The sequence below is a fragment of the Desulfotomaculum copahuensis genome (genome assembly GCF_001655685.1).
In the GTDB taxonomy this organism is placed as follows: Bacteria; Bacillota; Desulfotomaculia; order Desulfotomaculales; family Desulfovirgulaceae; genus Desulfotomaculum_G; species Desulfotomaculum_G copahuensis.
This window is the reverse complement of the sequence record NZ_LYVF01000192.1, coordinates 1-19923: the sequence shown is the minus strand read 5'-3', so window position 1 is coordinate 19923 and position 19923 is coordinate 1. Positions and strand designations below refer to the sequence as shown.

The 19923-nt window shown below is 60.4% G+C and carries 17 protein-coding genes; all 17 read right to left on the bottom strand.

Annotated features, from left to right (window positions below; genetic code table 11):
• Window positions 1-53: 53 nt before the first annotated feature.
• A complete protein-coding gene (gene sppA / locus A6M21_RS15660) occupies window positions 54-1028 on the bottom strand; it encodes a signal peptide peptidase SppA (RefSeq protein WP_066670836.1) in 975 nt (324 codons plus the stop codon).
• Between the two features lie 66 nt (window positions 1029-1094).
• Entirely contained in the window at window positions 1095-2705 is a 1611-nt protein-coding gene (pyrG, locus tag A6M21_RS15655) for a CTP synthase (RefSeq protein ID WP_066670833.1), read from the bottom strand.
• A 102-nt stretch (window positions 2706-2807) separates the two neighbouring features.
• Window positions 2808-4493 (bottom strand): arginine--tRNA ligase, encoded by a 1686-nt coding sequence (gene argS, locus A6M21_RS15650; RefSeq protein WP_066670830.1) that lies wholly within the window; start codon window positions 4491-4493, stop codon window positions 2808-2810.
• A 9-nt stretch (window positions 4494-4502) separates the two neighbouring features.
• Complete coding sequence (locus tag A6M21_RS15645) at window positions 4503-4931, bottom strand: YwiB family protein (protein ID WP_242868879.1); 429 nt, start codon at window positions 4929-4931, stop codon at window positions 4503-4505.
• Between the two features lie 207 nt (window positions 4932-5138).
• The gene (locus tag A6M21_RS15640) at window positions 5139-5735 is read right to left on the bottom strand and encodes an indolepyruvate oxidoreductase subunit beta (protein ID WP_066670821.1); all 597 of its coding nucleotides are present in this window, start codon (window positions 5733-5735) and stop codon (window positions 5139-5141) included.
• Window positions 5728-7512 carry an indolepyruvate ferredoxin oxidoreductase subunit alpha gene (iorA, locus tag A6M21_RS15635; protein WP_066670818.1) on the bottom strand — a complete coding sequence of 595 codons (1785 nt, stop codon included), beginning with the start codon at window positions 7510-7512 and terminating at the stop codon, window positions 5728-5730. The genes A6M21_RS15640 and iorA overlap by 8 nt, the downstream gene beginning before the upstream one ends.
• Before the next feature lie 91 nt (window positions 7513-7603).
• Window positions 7604-8908, bottom strand: coding sequence for a phenylacetate--CoA ligase family protein (locus tag A6M21_RS15630; protein ID WP_066670816.1), 1305 nt, complete (start codon window positions 8906-8908; stop codon window positions 7604-7606).
• Window positions 8905-10428, bottom strand: a complete 1524-nt coding sequence (locus tag A6M21_RS15625; RefSeq protein ID WP_066670814.1) for a sodium:solute symporter family protein — start codon at window positions 10426-10428, stop codon at window positions 8905-8907. Before A6M21_RS15625 ends, A6M21_RS15630 begins: the two co-directional genes overlap by 4 nt.
• A 314-nt stretch (window positions 10429-10742) precedes the next feature.
• Window positions 10743-11987, bottom strand: a complete 1245-nt coding sequence (locus A6M21_RS15620) for an aminotransferase class I/II-fold pyridoxal phosphate-dependent enzyme (protein ID WP_066670811.1) — start codon at window positions 11985-11987, stop codon at window positions 10743-10745.
• Window positions 11988-12153: 166 nt separating this feature from the next.
• Window positions 12154-12633, bottom strand: coding sequence for an Lrp/AsnC family transcriptional regulator (locus A6M21_RS15615; RefSeq protein WP_066671058.1), 480 nt, complete (start codon window positions 12631-12633; stop codon window positions 12154-12156).
• A 170-nt stretch (window positions 12634-12803) separates the two neighbouring features.
• Window positions 12804-13094, bottom strand: coding sequence for a hypothetical protein (locus A6M21_RS18520; protein WP_151191981.1), 291 nt, complete (start codon window positions 13092-13094; stop codon window positions 12804-12806).
• A gap of 139 nt (window positions 13095-13233) precedes the next feature.
• Window positions 13234-14607: a germination protein YpeB gene (gene ypeB / locus A6M21_RS15605; protein WP_078060782.1), complete on the bottom strand. Its 1374-nt coding sequence runs from the start codon at window positions 14605-14607 to the stop codon at window positions 13234-13236.
• Window positions 14608-14629: 22 nt separating this feature from the next.
• Complete coding sequence (sleB, locus tag A6M21_RS15600) at window positions 14630-15349, bottom strand: spore cortex-lytic enzyme (RefSeq protein ID WP_066670806.1); 720 nt, start codon at window positions 15347-15349, stop codon at window positions 14630-14632.
• A gap of 131 nt (window positions 15350-15480) precedes the next feature.
• The gene (locus A6M21_RS15595; protein WP_066671052.1) at window positions 15481-16905 is read right to left on the bottom strand and encodes a cobyrinic acid a,c-diamide synthase CobB; all 1425 of its coding nucleotides are present in this window, start codon (window positions 16903-16905) and stop codon (window positions 15481-15483) included.
• A 175-nt stretch (window positions 16906-17080) separates the two neighbouring features.
• Entirely contained in the window at window positions 17081-17398 is a 318-nt protein-coding gene (locus tag A6M21_RS15590; RefSeq protein ID WP_066670800.1) for a TusE/DsrC/DsvC family sulfur relay protein, read from the bottom strand.
• A gap of 182 nt (window positions 17399-17580) precedes the next feature.
• A complete protein-coding gene (gene dsrK / locus A6M21_RS15585; protein ID WP_066670797.1) occupies window positions 17581-18981 on the bottom strand; it encodes a sulfate reduction electron transfer complex DsrMKJOP subunit DsrK in 1401 nt (466 codons plus the stop codon).
• 15 nt (window positions 18982-18996) lie between these two features.
• Window positions 18997-19791: a respiratory nitrate reductase subunit gamma gene (locus tag A6M21_RS15580; protein ID WP_066671049.1), complete on the bottom strand. Its 795-nt coding sequence runs from the start codon at window positions 19789-19791 to the stop codon at window positions 18997-18999.
• Window positions 19792-19923: the final 132 nt, after the last annotated feature.

Below are 19923 nucleotides of genomic sequence, written 5' to 3'. Positions count from 1 at the left end.
ATCCCCGGGACGGCTTCCACCAAGGCCAGCGCGGGTTGCCACCTCCTGCTTTTTTACTGGGTTCCGGCCGTGCTCAAAACACCTTCCGGCAGCGGGCCGGCCGGAACAAGCAACCAGACGGCCGGGTAAAAAGCCCGCCCCGCCGTTGCCGGCGCCGCCAGCCCGGCCAGGGAACCGGCGCCGCCCATGATGTCCTGCCAGAAGCCGCGCGGCCCCAGGTCGGTAACCCGCGGTTCCGGCCCCAGTCCGGACAGCCGGCCGGCCAGATCCAACGCGTCCTGAAAACTGCCCAACTGATCGACCAGTCCCAGCTGCAGTGCCTGCCGCCCGGTGTAGACCCGGCCGGTAGCCAGTTGTTTTACCCGGTCCGGGTTCATTTTCCGTCCGTCGGCCACGGTATGTACAAACTGGTCGTAAATGTCGTTGACCATACCCTGGAAAATATCCCGTTCGGCCGGGGTGACGGGACGGTTGGGCGCACCCATGTCCTTGTAAGGGCCGCTTTTGAAGGTTTCGGTGGCGATGCCCAGTTTATGGTACAATCCCTGTAAATCCTGCGTCTGCATGATTACGCCGATGCTGCCGGTGAGCGTGCCCGGTTCGGCCACAATCTTGTCGGCCCGGCAGGCAACCCAGTAAGCGCCGGAAGCGGCCGTGTCTCCCATGGAGGCCACCACTTTCTTGCCGGCTTTGCGCACCCGGTCCACCGCCGCGGCAATCTCCTGCGCCCCGGCCGCCGTGCCGCCGGGGCTGTTCAGACGCAACACCACCGCCTTCACGCCGGGATCCCGCGCCGCCTGGCGCAGGCGGGCGGTGATCTCATCGGAACCGGCCTGGCTGCCGCCGAACAGGCCCGGCACGCCCCGGCCGCTGACAATCATGCCGCTGACCGGAATTACCGCCACCGTCCCGCCGCCACCCTGCCCGCCAACCGGGTTACGGCCGGCGGACAGGGTGGCCGCCGCCCCAATCACCACGGAAAGCAGCACCACGCCCACCACCACCGCTGCAATCGTTCTTTGCCTCAAGGACCAACACCTCATTATCTTTTAGTCCTATTCTTTGCCTGCGGTGTACCGGCCATACGGGACCGGTCAATGTTTTTCCCTGAACTCCAGTGCCGCCCCGATGAAATCACGGAACAGGGGATGAGGCCGGTTCGGCCGGGATTTGAATTCGGGATGGAACTGAGTGCCCAAAAACCAGGGGTGTCCGGGCAGCTCCACGATTTCCACCAGATAGCCATCCGGCAGTGTGCCGCTGAACACCAGTCCCCGCCGGGCCAGGTCCTCCCGGTAGATGTTGTTCAGTTCATACCGGTGCCGGTGGCGCTCATAAATCATTTCTTCGCCATAGGCCCGGTGGGCCAGGGTACCGGGGAGCAGGCGGCATGGATAGCGTCCCAGACGCATGGTGCCGCCCATCCGGTCCAGTTCCTTTTGTTCGGGCAGCAGATCGATCACCGCGCGGGTGGTATTCTGGTTGAATTCCGAGCTGTTGGCGTCTTCCCATTTCAATACGTGGCGGGAAAACTCCACCACTGCCAACTGCATGCCCAGACAAATGCCCAGGAAGGGAACCTGTTTTTCCCGGGCAAACTGAATGGCGTTGATTTTCCCCTCGATGCCCCGGTCGCCGAAACCGCCGGGCACCAGCACGCCGTCCACATCGTGCAAATAACGGTTTGCATCATCCGCCTGTTCCAGTTCCTCGGAGTTAATCCAGCGGATATCCACCGCCGCGCCATGAAAAAGGCCGGCGTGACGCAACGCCTCGGCCACACTGAAGTAAGCGTCGGGCAGGGAGACATACTTGCCCACCAGGCCGATGGTGGTCAGGCGGCGCAGTTGTTTCATCCGGCCGACCAGGTGCTCCCACTCGGCCAGATCCGGTTCCCGGCAGGCCAGCCCGAGCCGGCGGACCACAATTTCGCCCAGACCCTCCTTTTCCATCATCAAGGGCACCTCGTAAATCGAGCCGGCGTCCACCGCCTGGATCACCGCATTTTGATCAATGTCGCAAAACAGGGCCAGTTTATCGACCATGTCACGGGAAAGCGGCCGTTCGGTACGGCAGACGATCACATCGGGCTGGATGCCGATGCTGCGCAGTTCCTTGACGCTGTGCTGGGTGGGCTTGGTTTTCAGTTCATTGGCCACTTTCAAATAGGGCACCAGCGTGACGTGAATGTAAAGGACGTTTTCTTTGCCCAGATCGGTACGCAACTGGCGGATGGCTTCCAGAAAGGGCAGTGATTCGATATCGCCCACTGTGCCGCCGATTTCCGTAATCACCACATCCACGCTGGACTCATGGGCCACGCGCAGCACCCGTTCCTTGATCTCGTTGGTGATGTGGGGAATCACCTGCACGGTGGCGCCCAGATAATCGCCGCGCCGCTCCTTGCTGATCACCGACCAGTAGATGCCGCCGGTGGTCACGTTGCTGCTGCGGCTGAGGTTGCTGTCGATGAAACGCTCGTAGTGCCCCAAATCCAGGTCGGTTTCCGCACCATCGTCGGTGACGAATACTTCCCCGTGCTGGTAGGGGCTCATGGTGCCGGGGTCGATGTTGATGTAGGGATCCAGTTTTTGAATGGCTACCTGCAGGCCGCGGCTTTTCAGCAGGCGGCCCAAAGAGGCGGCTGTAATGCCCTTACCCAATGATGAGACCACTCCGCCGGTGACAAAAACAAACTTGGCCATGTCAGCCTCCCAATTATTACATAAAAATTACCGGATTAAATCATGCCTCTCCTATTCTAGCCGTCGCCCGGGGGCGTGTCAACAGGCAACCGGCAACCGCCTTCACATCTGCTCCGGTGCGGACAGCCCCAAAAGGCGCAAACCGTTGGCCAGCACGGTGCGGGTGGCGCCCACCAGCACCAGCCGGGCTTCGGTCAGCGCCGCATCATCCGTAATCACACGGTAGGCGTTGTAGAAACTGTGCAGCAGGCCGGCCAGTTCATGGACGTAACGGGCCAGGCGGTGGGGGGCCAGGTCGCGGGCGGCGGCGTCGATTTCCCCGGGAAAATCGGCCAGCTTGCGGGCCAGGGCCAGTTCGGCCTCTTCTTTCAAGCGGGACAAATCCACCTTGCCGGCCTCCGGCACAGTCATGCCCCGGGCGGCCAACTGGCGGAAAATGCTGCAGATCCGGGCGTGGGCGTACTGAACGTAATAGACCGGATTGTCATTGGACTGCGCGCGGGCCAGGTCCAGATCGAAGTCCAGGTGGCTGTCGGCGCTGCGCATGACAAAGAAGTAGCGGGCGGCATCCCTGCCCACTTCCTCCACCAGTTCCTCCAGAGTGACAAACTGGCCGGAGCGCTTGCTCATGCGCACTATCTCACCGCCCCGGTAAAGGCGTACCAGCTGCATAATGATTATTTCCAGCGCGTCCGGGTCGTAGCCCAGGGCGGCCACGGCCGCCTTCATGCGGGGCACATGCCCGTGATGGTCCGCCCCCCAGATATTGATCACCCGGCCGAATCCGCGGCGGAACTTGTCCCGGTGATAAGCGATGTCAGCGGCGTAGTAAGTGGGAATGCCGCTGGCGCGCACCAGCACCTCGTCTTTTTCCACCCCGAACTCCCGCGCTTTAAACCACAACGCCCCTTCACTGGAATAAACATAGCCCCGCTCTTCCAGCTGGCGCAGGGTATCCCGGATCGCTCCGGAATCATGCAGGCTTTGCTCGGAAAACCAGACGTCGTAACGCACACCGAAAGCGGCCAGGGCTGTTTTGATGGCGGTCAATTTTTCGGCCAGGGCGTACTCCACCAGGGCACGGCGGCGCTCATCCGGACCGGTGTGCAGGTAACGCTCACCGTGCCGCCGGATAAAACCGCGCACCGTGTCCACAATGTCCTCCCCGTGGTAGCCCTGTTCGGGCACCTCCCCGGCCCGGCCAAACAGCTGGAAGTAGCGCGCCTCCAGGGACAGGCCGAAATTTTCGATCTGGTTGCCGGCATCGTTGATATAATATTCCCGGGAGACGTGATACCCGGCAAAGTCCAGGATGGCGGCGATGCTGTCCCCCAGGGCGGCTCCCCGGGCATTGCCCATGTGCAAAAGACCGGTCGGGTTGGCGCTGACGAATTCCACCTGCACGCGGCTGCCCCGGCCCTGGTCCACCCGGCCGTAATCATCGCCGGCCGCCTCTATTTCCGGCAGCGCGGCCAGCACCCAGTCCGGTTGAAGGTAAAAATTAATAAAGCCGGGGCCGGCGATTTCCACCCGCTGCACCGGCAGCCCGGTCAAATTGATGTTGTCACATAACGCCCCGGCGATTTTGCGGGGAGCGGTGCGCGCCGGCCGGGCCAGCAACATGGCCAGGTTGGTGGCAAAATCGCCGTGTTCCTTTTCGCGGGGCACTTCCACCACAAAGTCCGGCGGTTCCACCACCGGCAACGCCCCCCGGCGCCCGGCGGCGGCCACCGCCTCACGCAGGGCGCGGGCCAGTTGCTCCCGCGCCGTTTCCACTATTCCGCTCATCAAAGATTCCTAGACCTCCTGTACAGTGATGGAAAGTTCGTTGTAGCCGATTTTCTGGCGGCACAACTCCAGCTCATATTCCAGGTTAATACTGCCACCCATTTCTGTCAAGTCAACCTCCACTTTCCAGGGCAGCACGCGGATCCACATGGCGCCGTAAGGCGTGACGTAGTTGCCCTCGTTATGGATGCCCTCCTCGAAAACCTGCTTGACTTCGGCGGTGCCCATACGGTTCAGCGTTACCCGGCTGGGCTCGGCCTTGAGGGAGGTGGTTGTCCCTTCCATGCCGGATATTTCGGACTCGTTATAAATGATGTAGTAAGAGCTGTTTTTCTGGTAGTAGTTGGCTTTGGTAATCAGCTCGATGGTTTCCCGTTCCCCCAGGTCGTTGGTCTGCGTACCCCGCACGGTCACCAGAACCTCTTTGCGCAATACCATCATCCTTTCCGTGATCGGGTTGGTGGTTGCGTCTTAACCAAATTTTAAATATTATATCCTTTTTTCACCGCAACCAAAAGGGGGAATCACGTTCAAGGAAAAATATTCTGCGCAAAAACAAAGTACCATATCCTTCCTGTCAAGTGATGTGGATATGGTAAAAAAGCCCGGGAATACCGGCCGGAACAGACCTCACCCGCCGGAAGGTTATTTATTATATCCCGCTTGAAAGGCCGCCCGGTTCACCGCCAGGAAGCGTGCCGGCACCACGGCGGCCAGGGCGTCCGCCCAGAGTTCCGCCGGGATGGGCAGGCGCCGCGCCAGGGCGCCCAGCAGCACCACGTTAGCCGCTTTGGCGTTGCCGCACTGCAGCGCTGTCTGCAGTGCGTCCAGCACCACCGTGCCCGGCGCGCGGCGGGCGAGCAGGTCCGGTATGTCCGCCGGGTACTGCGCCGCCCCGGCCAGCACGGGCACGGGGAAAATGATCTGGCTGTTTACAATCATGACGCCGCCCGGTTTCAAGCCGGACAGCCAGCGCAGGCCTTCCAGCTGTTCGAAGGCGACAATGACATCGGCCGCCTCCACCAGGGGGGAATGGACCTTTTCCCCGAGGCGTACCTGGGTGACCACACTGCCCCCCCGCTGGGCCATACCGTGAATTTCAGAAACCTTGATGTCGTAGCCGGCCGCCCGGGCGGCGCGGGCCAGCACTTTGGTGGCCAGGATGGTGCCCTGGCCGCCCACGCCGACCAGTAAAATGTCCACCGGTGCAAGGACCGTTTCTTTCGCCAGGGCTTCAGGCATCAGCCTCTCCTCCTTCCGGACGCGTCTTCAAAGCGCCGAACTTGCACACCTGCACACAGAGACCGCAACCGGTACAGGCGACCGGATCCACCGCCGCCGTCTTTCCAGCCACCGCGATGGCCGGACAGCTCAACTGCAGGCAGCTCTTGCAGCCGGTGCACACCGCCGTATCCACCTGCACCGGCGGACGGCTCTCTTTCTTCAACAGCGCGCAGGGGCGGCGGGCGATAATCACCGACGGGCCGGCCGCAGCCAGTTCCGTATTGATGGTTTCCGTCACCGCGGCCAGATCCAGCGGATCCACCACCGCCACCCGGCCCACCCCCAAAGCGCGCACCAGCATCTCAAGATCTACCGCCGGAGCCGGCTGCCCCATCAGGTTTTTGCCGGTGGCCGGGTGGTCCTGATGGCCGGTCATGGCCGTGGTGCGGTTGTCCAGGATGAGCACCACGCCGTTGCCGCCATTGTAAACCATATTCAACAGGCCGGTGATCCCCGAATGCAGGAAGGTGGAATCGCCGATCACGGCCACCGTCCGCCCGCGGCGCTGTTCATCGGCCATTTCCGCCCCGTGGGCCATGCCGATGGATGCACCCATACACACGCAACTGTCCATGCCGGCTAACGGCGGCAGCCCGCCCAGGGTATAGCAGCCGATATCGCCGGTAACCAGCAGTTTCAACTTGTGCAGGGTATAAAACACGCCCCGGTGGGGACAGCCCGGACAGAGCACCGGCGGCCGGCCGGGGGCGGCGGGCAGCGCCTCTTCCGGCGCCCCGGCGGTCTGTGTGACCGGTGCCGCCGGGGCAATCACACCGGCGGCGGCAAAACCGCGGCGCACCAAGGCGGGATTGAATTCGCCGCTGGCCGGGAAAAACTCCTTGCCCGCCACGGACAGGCCCAGGCCGCGGATATATTCCTCCAGATAAGGATCCAGTTCTTCCACCACCAAAATTCTTTTCACCCCGGCGGCAAAGCGGCGGATCAGGCCGGCCGGCAGGGGGAAGGTGAGGCCCAGCTTGAGCACCGGAGCGCCGGGCAGCACTTCTTGCACATACTGGTAACTGATCCCGCTGGTAATTACACCCACATCGCCATTGCCCGGCAGAATGCGGTTGACCGGCGTGTTTTCCGCGTAGGCCTGCATTTTTTCCAGCCGCTCCTGCAGCGCCCGGCGTCGCAGGCGGCCGTATGCCGGCACCATCAGCCATTTTTGCGGATCCTTGCGGTATTCCTTCAACACTGCCGGCACACGCTCACGCAGCTGCACAAAGCTCCAGGAATGAGCCACCCGGGTGGTGGTGCGCAGCATCACCGGCAGGTCGAATTGTTCGCTGATTTCCAGGGCCAGTCCGGCCATGTCCCGCGCTTCGGCACTGTCCGCCGGCTCCAGCATGGGGATGCGGGCAAAGCGGGCGAAAAACCGGTTGTCCTGTTCGTTTTGCGAGCTGTGCATGCCCGGATCGTCGGCGGAAACCAGCACCAGCCCGCCGTTCACCCCGGTGTAGGCGGCGGTCATCAGCGGGTCGGCGGCGACATTCACGCCCACGTGCTTCATGGCCACCAGCACCCGGGCGCCGGCCAGCGAAGCGCCGATACCCACCTCCAGGGCCACCTTCTCATTGGGCGCCCATTCGGCGTGGATGCCTTCGTAACGGGCGAAATTTTCCAGAATCTCCGTGCTGGGCGTGCCCGGATAACCTACCCCCACGGTGACGCCGTTCTCCCAGGCGCCCCGGGCAATCGCTTCGTTGCCGGTCAATAACTCCACTGTCAAGTAACAACACCTCTTTAAAGTGAAAAACGTTCTCTTGAAGGTTGTGATCGTACCCCGTCGCTCCATGCTCCGGTCCGGTGAAACACGATCTTTAATTTTCCTTCGGCCGCAGATCAAGTACCCGTTGGGCCTTGCCCCGGCTGCGTTCGATGGAACGTGGTTCCAGCAGGCGCACCCGCGGGTTGATCGAAAGCACCCGCTGCAGGCGGCGGCGCACGCTGCTTTCCATCGCCTCCAGATCCCGGTACTGGCCGGTGAATTTTTCATCGGTCAGTTCCACCCGCACCTCCAGGTGATCCAGGTAGCCCTTCTTGTCCACCACGATCTGGTAGTGGGGTGATAATCCGTCTATCTCCATGAGTACACTTTCAATCTGGGAGGGAAAAACATTGACCCCGGAAATAATCAACATATCATCGGTGCGTCCGGCCACCTTGCGCAGGCGGGCGGTCGTCCGGCCGCAGGGACAGGGCTCCGGATTGATTACGGAAATGTCGCGGGTGCGGTAGCGAACCACCGGAAAGGCCTCCTTGGTCAGCGTGGTGATTACCACTTCCCCTTCCCGTCCGTAATCAAGAGGTTGGCCCGTTTCCGGATCGATGATCTCGATCAAGAAATGATCCTCGGAAATATGCATTCCGGCAGCAGCGCCGCACTCGCCGCAAACCCCTGGCCCCATTACCTCGCTCAAACCGTAGTTGTCGGTGGCCTTCATGCCCCACATGCGCTCCAGTTCCATGCGCATCTGTTCACTCCAGGCCTCCGAGCCGAAAAGCCCCAGGCGCACTTTGAGCCCGGCCGGATCGACACCCATCGACCGGGCCGCCTCCCCCAGGTGCAGGATGTAGGAAGGCGTTCCCACCAGAGCGGTGGTGCTGAAATCCTGCATGAGCATGACCTGCTTTTCGGTATTGCCCACCGAGGAGGGCACGATGGTCGCCCCCACCCGCTCCAGGCCGTAATGCAATCCGAAGGCGCCGGTAAACAGGCCGTAGCCGAAAGTGATCTGCACCACGTCTTCGTCGGTCACCCCGGCCTGGGTGACCATTCGGGCGACCAGTTCGGCCCAGGTTTTCAAATCCCGGCGGGTATAGCCCACCACCACCGGCTTGCCGGTGGTGCCGGAAGAAGCGTGCAGGCGCACCACTTCTTTCATCGGAACGGCAAAGAGCCCGTACGGGTAGTTGTCCCGCAGGGCCGCCTTGGTCGTGAATGGAAATTTGGCGATGTCCGCCGGATGCCGTAAATCCTCCGGCCGTACCCCGTGCTCCGCAAACAGGTGCCGGTAAAAAGGCACCTGCCGGTACACCCGGTGCAGCGTCTCCTTCAAACGCTCAAACTGGAGGGCTTGCATTTCCTCCCGCTGCATACACTCATGCTGCCGGTCCCAGATCATGTAGTTTCCACTTCCTTAACTTTTGGTAAAATCACCTGTCCCGGCGAAATGGCGCCGCGCCCGAAGGCGCGCCGGATTATTTCCCCCGGCAGGGCGGGTGTGCATACGCTGACCGCAGGCAAGACGGCCAGCGGGATGAGCATGGACAGGGAACCGACCAGGGGAATCACCCCGGCATCGAGATGGTAATACAGGGAAAGCACCACCGAGACGATCAATCCGGTCAGCGCCCCGGCCCAGGCACCGGCCGCAGTGGCGCCGCGCCAGAACAGGCCGTACAGGTAGGGGGCCAGGAAGAAGCCGGCCACCGTGCCCCAGGACATGGCCATCAAACTGAGGATAATGGCCGGTTTGGCCAGCGCCAGAAGCAGGGAAAGGCCGACAAACAGCACACAAAACAGGCGCAGGGCGAACACGCCGTTGCGCCGGGCGGACTGCGGCCGCACGGCCTCAAACAGATCTATGGACAGCGCCGAACTGCTCACCAGCACCAGCGAGGCCAGGGTGGACATGGATGCCGACAGCACCAGCAGGAGAATGATTACAGCCGCCAGTTCCGGTAGAATGTTGTGCAGCAGCGTGGGCATGAGCATGTCCGGGGTGGGCTTGTTGATGGACGGATCCAGCGGCAGCTTGTCAAAGAACAGGCGGGTCAGGGAACCGGAAAAGTATGCGCCGAAGGTAATCACCAGGGCGAAGGCGGTAGACACCAGCATGGCCGGACGGATCGCCCGCTCATCCTTGATGGCGTAAAATTTCTGCACCATCTGGGGCAGGCCCCAGGCGCCCAGACTGGTCAATACCACCAGGGAGGCCAGGGGCAACCAGTGGTTTCCCGGCCCGGCCGGGCTGACCAGTCCGGGGTTGACCGCCGCCAGGCGGTGCAGGCCCTGAACCAGCCCGCCCACCTGGGGCGCACCGATTACAAAATACAGGAGCACAAACACGCCGGCAATCATGATCAGCCCCTGGATGAAGTCGGTCAGGGCCACCGCGCGGTAGCCGCCCATCACCAGGTAAACCGCGGTCAAAAGACACATCAGCAGGGCCGCGAAAAGATAGGGAATACCGAAGATCTGGTTGAATAGATAGCTCAGGCCCATATATACCGAAGCCGAGTAAGGCACCAGGAAGATGAAAATGACCAGGGCGGAAAAGATCTTCAGGTTCCGGCTGCCGTAACGCGCCTCCAGAAAAGCGGGCATGGTCATGGCATTCAGCCGGGCGGTCATGGCGCGGGTACGTTTGGCCAGCACCAGCCAGGCCAAGAAACTGCCCAGCAGGGTATTTCCGAGCACAATCCACAGGGCGGCCAGACCGAATCCCCAGCCCACCTTGCCGGCGTAACCAATAAAAATAACCGCTGAAAAATATGTGGTGCCGTAAGCGAAGGCCGACAACCACGGCCCCATCGACCGCCCGCCGAGAAAGAAATCGTTCACGGTGTGCGCCCGGCGCATGGCGGTAAAGCCGCTAAACAGCATGATACCCACAAAAATGCACAGCAGTAGTACTTTCAATCCTGCCATCCTCCCGTCCTGCTATTAAATTGTGGTCCCCCGCCGCACGCGGAGAAACTGTTACTACATATTCTACATCAAGCGGCAAAATCCTGCCGGTCGTTCAATCAACCGGTTGAAAAACGGGTTTCCCGGAACACGCCACCGCCCCGGCCGGGCCGGCCGTTTACAAACGCCCGAACAATGCCGGGATTTCCTTTCCTTCACCCGGCAACCGCCCGGCATCAAGCCGGGAGGACTGCATAAACGTGCGGGGCGGGCACCGGTTTATGCGCCCGGCCGGTTGCCGTTTCACCGGCCCGCATTCATTCTGTTTATGCCTGCCCGGCCCGGCCCAGCACCGCCTCTTCGGGCACATACCGCCGGGCGCCGCTGATAATACGGGGGCGCACGCCCCGCCGGCGGACGAACCGGGCCATGCGCCGGAAAGCTTCGCCCAGGTCTTCGGTGGAAGCGGCGTAAGAACAGCGCACAAAGCCTTCCCCGCTGGGGCCGAAAGCATTGCCCGGCACCACGGCCACCTTTTCTTCCCGCAGCAGATCCGCCGCAAAATCCTCGCTGGTCAGCCCGGTGGCGCTTATTTGCGGAAAGGCATAAAAGGCGCCCCGGGGTTCAAAACACGGCAGCCCCATATCCCGGAAGGCGTGCATCACCAGGTGACGGCGGCGGTTATACTGCTGCACCATGCGCAGCATACCCTCCCCGCCGCGGGTGACCGCCTCCAGGGCGGCTTTTTGCGCTGTAATGGGCGCGCATAAAATAGTATACTGATGGATCTTGGTCATCGCAGCGATAAAATCCGGGTTGCCGCAGGCGTAACCGATACGCCAGCCGGTCATGGCGTATGATTTGGAAAAACCGTTCAACAATATGGTGCGCTCCTTCATGCCGGGGAGGGCGGAAACGCAGGTATGCTTCCCGTCGTAAGTCAACTTGTCATATATTTCATCGGAAATGACAACCAGGTCGTGCGCTTCGGCCACCGCGGCAATATCCAGCAGGCTCTGCCGGTCCATCACCGCCCCGGTGGGATTGTTCGGGTAACAAAGCAACAAAACCTTGGTGCGCGGCGTGACGGCCGCCTCCACCCTCGCCGCGGCAAGCTTGAAGCCCTCTTCAAGGCCGGTGGCGATGGGCACCGGGCGGCCACCGGCCATCAGTACGGTGGGGGAGTAGGAAACATACGACGGCTCGGGCATGAGCACCTCGTCGCCGGGACTGAGCAGCGCACGCATGGCCAGATCCAGTGCTTCGCTCACCCCGACGGTGATCAGGATTTCCGTACCGGGATCATACCGCACCCCGTACGAGGCGGCCAGATCACCGGCTATGGCCCGGCGCAGTTCGGGCAGGCCGCAATTGGACGTATACATGGTATGACCCTTTTCCAGGGAATAGATGCAGGCCTCCCTGATGTGCCAGGGGGTGACAAAGTCCGGTTCACCCACCCCCAGGGAAATCACTCCCGGCGTTTCACAAACCAGATCAAAGAATTTTCTGATTCCCGAAGGCGGAATATCACGCACCACCGGGTTCAACCGGTCAGACCAGGATTTCATCAGTCGCTCCTCCTTTTTGCCTCTCGCTTTATCAGCAACCGCAACCGCCGGCTTTCATGCGTCACGAGCGGCGTACCGGCGGGAAGGACACCGGTGACGGGTGCCGCCTCCGCCATACGGCCACCGCAACCGCCCGCCCGGACCCCGCCGGCCTTGCGGGCCTTTGTTATGGCGTAATGGTCAAGCGGTGATCCGACTCGCCGTCTTCAATGATTACCCCGTCCTCTTTATAGCTTTTGAGCACAAAATGGGTGGCGGTGGTAATCACCCCTTCGATGGTGGACAACTTGGTGGCCACAAAATGGCTTACCTCGCGCATATTTTTGCCTTCTACAAAAACAGCCAGGTCATAGGCGCCCGACATCAGACGCACACTGCGTACTTCCGGAAAACGGTAAATGCGTTCCGCCACTCCGTCAAAGCCGACATCGCGCTGCGGTGTCAGGCGCACTTCAATCAGGGCGGAAACCTTTTCCACCCCGGCCTTCTCCCAGTTTACCAGGGTCATGTATTTCAAGATGGTCTTGTTTTTTTCCAGCTCACGGATGATGTCCCGCACGTCATCAACGTTCATGTTCAACATGACGGCGATTTCCTCCGCCGTCAGCCTGGCGTTTTCCTCCAGCAACTCCAGTATTTCCCTCACCGGCATCACCTCCGCCCATATATTTTGATTTTAAAAGCACGCCCGTCCGGAGCGAAAAAAAATCTCTCGTCCTCATGGGACGAGAGCTGTTCTCGCGGTACCACCCAAGTTGAACGTACAAGTGTACGCTCCTCTTTCGGCCCGGATAACGGCGGGCAACCGGACGGGGCTTACCAGGCGGCGAATGGCTTTGAACCACCCGTCACGCTTTCAGCCTGCAGCTCCGGGGTGGCGGGGGCGCTTTCCGCAGCCGGCTCGCACCTGTTCCCGGCTCGCTTTTGCTTCCGGACGCCCTTAATCCCTTCATGGCCGTTCGTGAAAATATAAAAAATCATATCACGCCCCAGTTCAATTGTCAATAGTGAAACCGGGCTTTCCGGTGCTGGCACGCCAATAACCGGTGCAGCCTTACCAGCTGAAATACTTAAACTGCAATTGGATGCTGAAGGCTTCAGGCCCATACCCTCATCGCCTACATAAAGCCATGCCCGGGATTCCTGTGTCAATATTCCGGCCTTTGCAGCCCCGGCAGCGAAAGTTGTTGCCCGGCCGGCGGACGGTTATCCGGCGGTTACGGTGAAGGCGCCGCCAATTCCCGGCCTACAGGGTCAATATTCCTTCCTTGTTTCGCACCACGCGCAGCACTTGATCTTCCCGGCCATCCAGAGCATTGATGTAAACCAGGAATGTATCCGCTCCAAGATCGCCCCGGAACTCATAGGTCAGCTTTTCACCGCCGCCGGATACGGGGATCAGCGCCAGGCGGCCGCCGCTCACCCGTTGCAGGCGTGGACTCAACTTCGCCCGGGCGGCGGACGCGCTCAACACCGGCCGGGGCAATTCCCGCCGGTGGTGGGAAACCAGATACCCGGCGGCCTCCAAGCCCACCACCTGGCCGTTGTCCAACGCCACGGTGACCTTGACCTGATCCGGATACAATACCACGCCGTTCTGGGAACCGGCAAAGTTGAACACAGCCTCGCCGTCCATTTGCATGTAGTAAACCGGTACCATTTGCTGGAACCCGTGCTGCTGCAGGTAGCGCAGCGCCGCCTCCCTTGCCCGGGGAATGCTCCAGGTTGTTTTGCCCGGCGCCCGGCTGTCGGTCAGCCACATCAAATGACCGCCCTGCCGGCTGACGGCTACGGCCACCCTTTCCCCGGTCCGGTCCGGACTGGCACTGAACTCCACCCGGTAAAAGGGGATTTTCCCCTTGCCTTCACTTACCCGCCGGACTACGTATTCCGTGCCCGGATCGCGGCTGACCGACTTGACGGCCACCGACCGGGCCTGGTCGGCGTCGATAACCTTTCCCGTCACGCCCTGCACGGGAGTGTTTTCCAGGTGATCTGAAAACGGGCCGTCGTAGATCAAAGTGGGGAAACCCTGCATATGCTTTTCCACTGTGCGGAAGTTATCGTTGGCCAGCCGGGGGCCCTGGCGCTGCAAACCCAGGCCCGACTGCCGGCTCAACTCGCTCAGGTAAAGCCTGCCCCCGGCGATGCTGGCTTCGATGCCGTGCAACTCCGTGTTCAGTTCCGACGATTGTCGGTATAAGCGGTTAAGTGTCTCCCACTGCTCTTTTGATTTGGCCTTTCCATCGGCCACATGCAGAAGCATGCTGTGGGCATAATCCCCCACCTGGGTTAAAAACTTGGCCGTCCGGCCGGTCTGGACGTCGCCCAGCGGCAGCTGGCTCAAGTCGGCCTGGGCGGCGTTGGCGCGCTGCCACAGTTCCATAAACAGGCGGCTGTCCTGCGCGGGTGCGGCGGCAACCAAGCTTTTGGACAACAGCACTTCCGTATTTTGCACATTCTCCAGCAGGCTGTAAAACGAACGGTGGTACTTGTTGTTCAGTGCGGTCTCCATTTGTCTGCGCATGGTCATCTGCTGCTGTCCCCAGTAGCCGAGGCCGCCCAGCAGGAGTACCGCCGCCGCCACCGGCAGTATCCAAAGCCGTATTTTCCTTTGCATCTCAGTTCCCCCCGCGAATTTATTAACGGGCAAACACCTGATCACCGATCCGGGTGATTACATCGCGCGACCAGATCCACGGGCTGACCTGCTTGCCCGGATTCCAGAAATAGATCGCACCGCCGGTGGGATCCCAACCGCTCACGGCCAGCATGGCAGCACGCAGGGCTTCGCTGCTCACCGGCCGGTTGTACTGACCATTGCTCACCGACTCAAAAGCATCGGGCTGATAAATCACGCCGGACAGACTGTGGGGAAAGGCGGCGCTTCTGGTGCGGTTGACGATTACCGCCCCCACGGCCACCTTGCCGTCAAAAGGCTCGTTGGCCGCTTCCCCTTCAATTACCTTGGCCAGCAGGTACACCGAATCCCGGTTGCTGATCCCGCGGGACAAACCGGCCGGTTCCGGCGCCGGGGACGTAGCCGGCGGGGCATAGCCCAGGGTCTCCCAGGTGGCGGCATCCACCACCCCGCTGGGGGGCAACCCGTTGGCAAGTTGATAGTCAACCACAGCCCGCTGCATATCCGCGCCATAAAACCCGTCCACCGGGCCGTGGTAATAACCCCAGTCGCGCAGGCGGTTCTGCACACGCACCACATCCTGGCCGCTGTTTCCCCAGTAGAGGGTGGTGTTCTGCGCCCCGGCTGGCCACCCGGAAAGCCCCAGCCCGGCTGCCAGAGCAAGCAGGATCAGGCTGAAAACGATCAGCGCCGGACGAACTGCAGGAAAAATCCCTTGCATGCAATCATTCACCCCTTTGCAAATTGATCAGGTTTAGTTTGTCATGGAAAATAATCTTATATGTAAGCAAAAAAAGCGGTGCCACCCGGCATTGATCTCCGGGTGGCACCGCACTCCCCTTCTCCGCATATCTATAGCCCCGGCCATCTGTGTTCCCGCGCCGCCCCCACCAGGCGGGGCGCCCACCGGGGCACCGCCAGGGCGTGAATATGGTTGTATGTGGCCAGTACATTTTTATAAATCAGCCCGTCACACCGGCCGTCAATACCCCATCCGCGCACCACCCGGAAGGCGAAACGCACTTTTTCCCGGTCCAGGTTGGCCAGTCGGGAGTGATGGAATTCATGCCCTTTGACCACTTCGCCGGGCTGAAATACAATGTTCGGCTCAGCCACCTCAACCACCTCGTAGCCATGTCCCTGCGGCCGGTCGGACATGACCACGTCAAAGGGCAGCGCCCCGCACATCTCGAAGACCTCCTCCCGCCAGGTGACCCGGCGGCCCAGATAGATCAGGCCGCCGCATTCCGCATAAACCGGCAGTCCCTCCTCCACCCGCGTCCGCAGCGCCGCACGCAGGCCCCGGTTGGCCGCCAGTTCACGGGCAAACACTTCCGGAAAGCCGCCGCCGATATACAAAGCGTCCACTTCCGGCAAAACGGGATCATTGATGGCGTCAATGTATTTCAATTCCGCCCCCGCCGCGGCCAGCGCCTCCAGGTTGTCCGGGTAGTAAAAGCTGAACGCCCGGTCCTTGAAAACGCCAATCACCGGTCTTATGCCCGCAGCGGACCGGGATCCATCAAAATTTTCAGCCGTCTGTGCCGCCGCCCGGTCAGCCGCCAGGGGCGGCGCCTCTCCGGCCACACGCAGCAATCCGTCCAGATCCAGGTACTCCGGCGCGGTGCGGCCGATTTCTTCCACTGCCCGGCCGAGCTCTTCCCGCTCACCGGCCGGGATCAAACCCAGGTGCCGATCGGGAATGGTCAAACGGGCTCCCTTGGGAACGGCTCCCAGCACCGGCAGGCCGCAATATTGCTCAATAGCCGCACGCAACATGTTTTCATGCCGGGGGCGGGCCACTTTGTTCAAAATTACTCCGGCCAGGCGGATTTCCGGGTCAAAATGCATAAACCCCATCACCATGGCCGCCACACTGCGGGTCATGCGGGTGGTATCCACCACCAGGACCACCGGCGCTTGAATGGCTTTGGCTATTTCAGCCGTGCTGCCGCTGCCCGCCAGGTCAACGCCGTCGTAAAGCCCCATCGCCCCCTCCACGACGCCCAGGGCGGCGCCGTCCATGTGCCGGACGAATGATTGCCGGATGATCTCCCGGGTCATTAAAAAGCTGTCCAGGTTACGGCAGGCCCGCCCGGTCACCCTGGTCAGCCAGCCGGGATCAATAAAATCCGGCCCCTTTTTAAAAGGCTGCACGCACAATCCCCGGGCGCCCGCCAGCGCCGCCAGCAGGCCCATGGTTACCGTAGTCTTGCCCGAACGGCCTTGCGGGGCTCCAATCACCAGGCGCGGCATGTGCAATGATCTGTGCGGCATATTTTCCCCCACCTCTTTCGTCCGGCCGAAGACCAAAATAAGAGGCACAGCTTTTGGCCCCGCCGGTGAGATCGCTCACCGCCGGCAGGGGCTACATCCGCCTGTGCCTGTCGATGCAGTATGGAAACTCGCAATCTTACATTAATATAGGGTGATAAGCCGCAAAAAGCCTGATTTATACGCAGCCGGTCGGCTTGGGCAGGCCGGCCAGTTTGCAGGCGCCCTTGGCGGGACCGGAGGGGAACAACTCGTATACATATTTCAGGCTCATGCCCGTTTCTTTGCACAGCTTGCGGATCATGGGCGCAATCTGGAATTGTTTGTAATAGTCACGCAGATAGTTGATCATTTTCCAGTGATCGTCATTAAGTTCCTTGATGCCTTCCTGGGCGGCGAAGTATTTCGCTACATCCTCGTTCCAGGAATCCGGGTCGACAATAAAACCATCCTCATCAACTTCAATGTCCGCGCCGTTCACATTAATCGTCGGCATCTTTAAAATCGCACCTCCAGCTAAATGTTTGTAATTTAGGATACCCTATTTACTTACGGTAATGAGTGAACAAGCCGCCGCAGACCTCTCCCCCAAGCTACTGCGGGCACATCACCCCCAGTACAAGCATATCATCCCGCGGCATACTAGTCAATCACCTTACCGTACAGCACAACTTAAAATTACTTCCAGACCAGCGCCCGTCCCAGCAGGTCGACCAGTCCCTTCACTTCCACACCCAGTTCGTGCTCCTCCACCATCGGGTAAAGCTGCGCCTTGCAGATGGAGCACGGGGCGCAGAGAATACCGTTGCCGTCCTTGCCCACGCCCGTGGCCCGGACCTGCTCGGCCTTCTTGCTGGACAGCTGAATGCGCCGTTGATACATCTCCGGGTCGTCGAACAGGATCCCCGAACCGCCGCCGCAGCAGAAGTTCTTATCCCGGTTGGGCGTCATCTCCCGGAAGTCGGCGCAGGAGGCCTTGATCACCGTGCGCAGGTTTTCAATCAGCCCGTTCGGTCCGCCCGGACTGCAGCAGCGGACAAAATTGCACGGATCATGCAGGGTGACCGGGTGGTCGTTTTTGGTTGGATCGAGCTTGAGTTGGTTGGTCCGGATATAATGGGCGATTTCATCATGAATGTGCACAATCGGCCAGCGGATGGGAATATCGGTCATAGTGGGCAGGTACATCTTCCAGGCCCGCCAGCCGTGGCCGCATTCGCCCCAGACGATTTTCTTCACATTCAGCTTCTGTGCCGCGTCCACCAGGCGCATAAACAGATGGCGCAGGACAAAACGCTGGTCGAAGAGCAGGCCGAAGTTGCCGGCCTCCGTCATGTGCGAGGAAATGGTCCAGTTGGCGCCGATATAAGTGAAGAACATGCCCGCCCCCATCAGGGTGTAGGCGTTGAGCAGAAAGTCGGCCGAGGAAGGCACATACAAAATGTCGGCCCCTTCCTTGTCCACCGGGAAATTTACTTCCACGCCGAATTCATCCATGATTTCCTCGGACAGGAATTCCAGCGTATCGACAATACCCGGCTTGGGCAGGCCGGTATGGTTGCCCACTTTTTCAATGGCCAGGCCGATTTCACCATGCATCTTGGGCACGATGCCCAGCCAGTACAATATCTGCCGCGCGGCCATGGTCACTTCACAGGTGTCGATGCCGAAGGGGCAGGTATAGGCGCAGCGGCGGCACTCACTGCACTGATAGAAGTACGAGTACCACTGCTCAATCACATCCAGGTTGAGATCCTCCGCCCCGACCAGTTTGCCGAACCAGCGGCCTTCCAGAGTGAAATAACGCCGGTAGATCTTGCGCATCAACTCCGCGCGGTTGGTCGGAATGTTGTTCGGATCCCTGGTGCCCAGATAGGTATGGCAGTTTTCCGCACACAATCCGCACTTGACACACGTCTCCATGGCCAGGGTGAAAGAGCGGAATTTCTTGCGCATCTCGTCCAGGTATTTTAAGGCCTTTTCCACCTTCTGGTCGTCCGGAGTCGGTTCCAAATGGAGGCGACGGAGCACGTCGTCAGGAGCTTTGATTGGCTGTACCATTCCTTTATATGTTGGCATTTTCGTCACCCCCCATTAAGCGACATCGCTTTTGGCCAACCCGGCGCCGGCGGCGCGGGCGGCGGCCACATCCACATTCGGCAGTCCGGGCGCGGGATCCTTGTAGACCCGGTTTTCAATCCAGCGCTCGCCGAACATGCCGAACACATGCATCAGTTTGCTGAACGGGAAAACAATCAACAATATTTGTACCAGGAAAATATGGGTGATAAACAGCGCATTGGCCGGAATGGCGGCCGGCTGGAACATGACCAGCGTAGTGATGTATTCCTTGACCGGAGCGTATTCGATGCCATAACCGGGAAACAAACGCATAAAATCACCGACGGCTACAATGGCAATGAGCAGCAGCAGCCACAGGTAATCGCTGGGGTTGGAAACCAGGCGCACCTTGTCGACCGCCACCCGACGGTAAAGAAGGTAGAAAAGTGCAATCAGTGCCAGTATGCCGAAGGTGAGACCAAGCAGATCGGACATGTATACACTTAATTTTTCGGAAGCGCCTACATACATAAATTCCTTCCCGAGGGTGTAAATACCCAGCACATGTCCGCCGATAATACTGAACAGCGCAATATGAAAAAACCAGCCGCCCACCCAGACGGGCATGTCAAACTTAAACAGGTTTTCAAACAATATCACCTGACGGGCATAAATGCCCACCACTTCACCATTCGACTGGGGGAAGGGAGCCAGCGTGATGTTGTGCACAATGCGGGCGCTGGCCCAGCGCCAGAGACGGTAAAGCACCCCGAGCACAAAAATGGTTACCGTAATATAGGGCAGGATCTGCGCAATAAAATAGGTCACCGCCAACCACACCTCCTTTGAGACAGGGCCTCAAAGCTTTTCGCCAGATTATAGCGTCAATAGTGCCGGAATAGAGGCAAACAACATAATAACTCCCAGCCTTGCAGCCGGGCGTGTTTGGTGACGGATGCC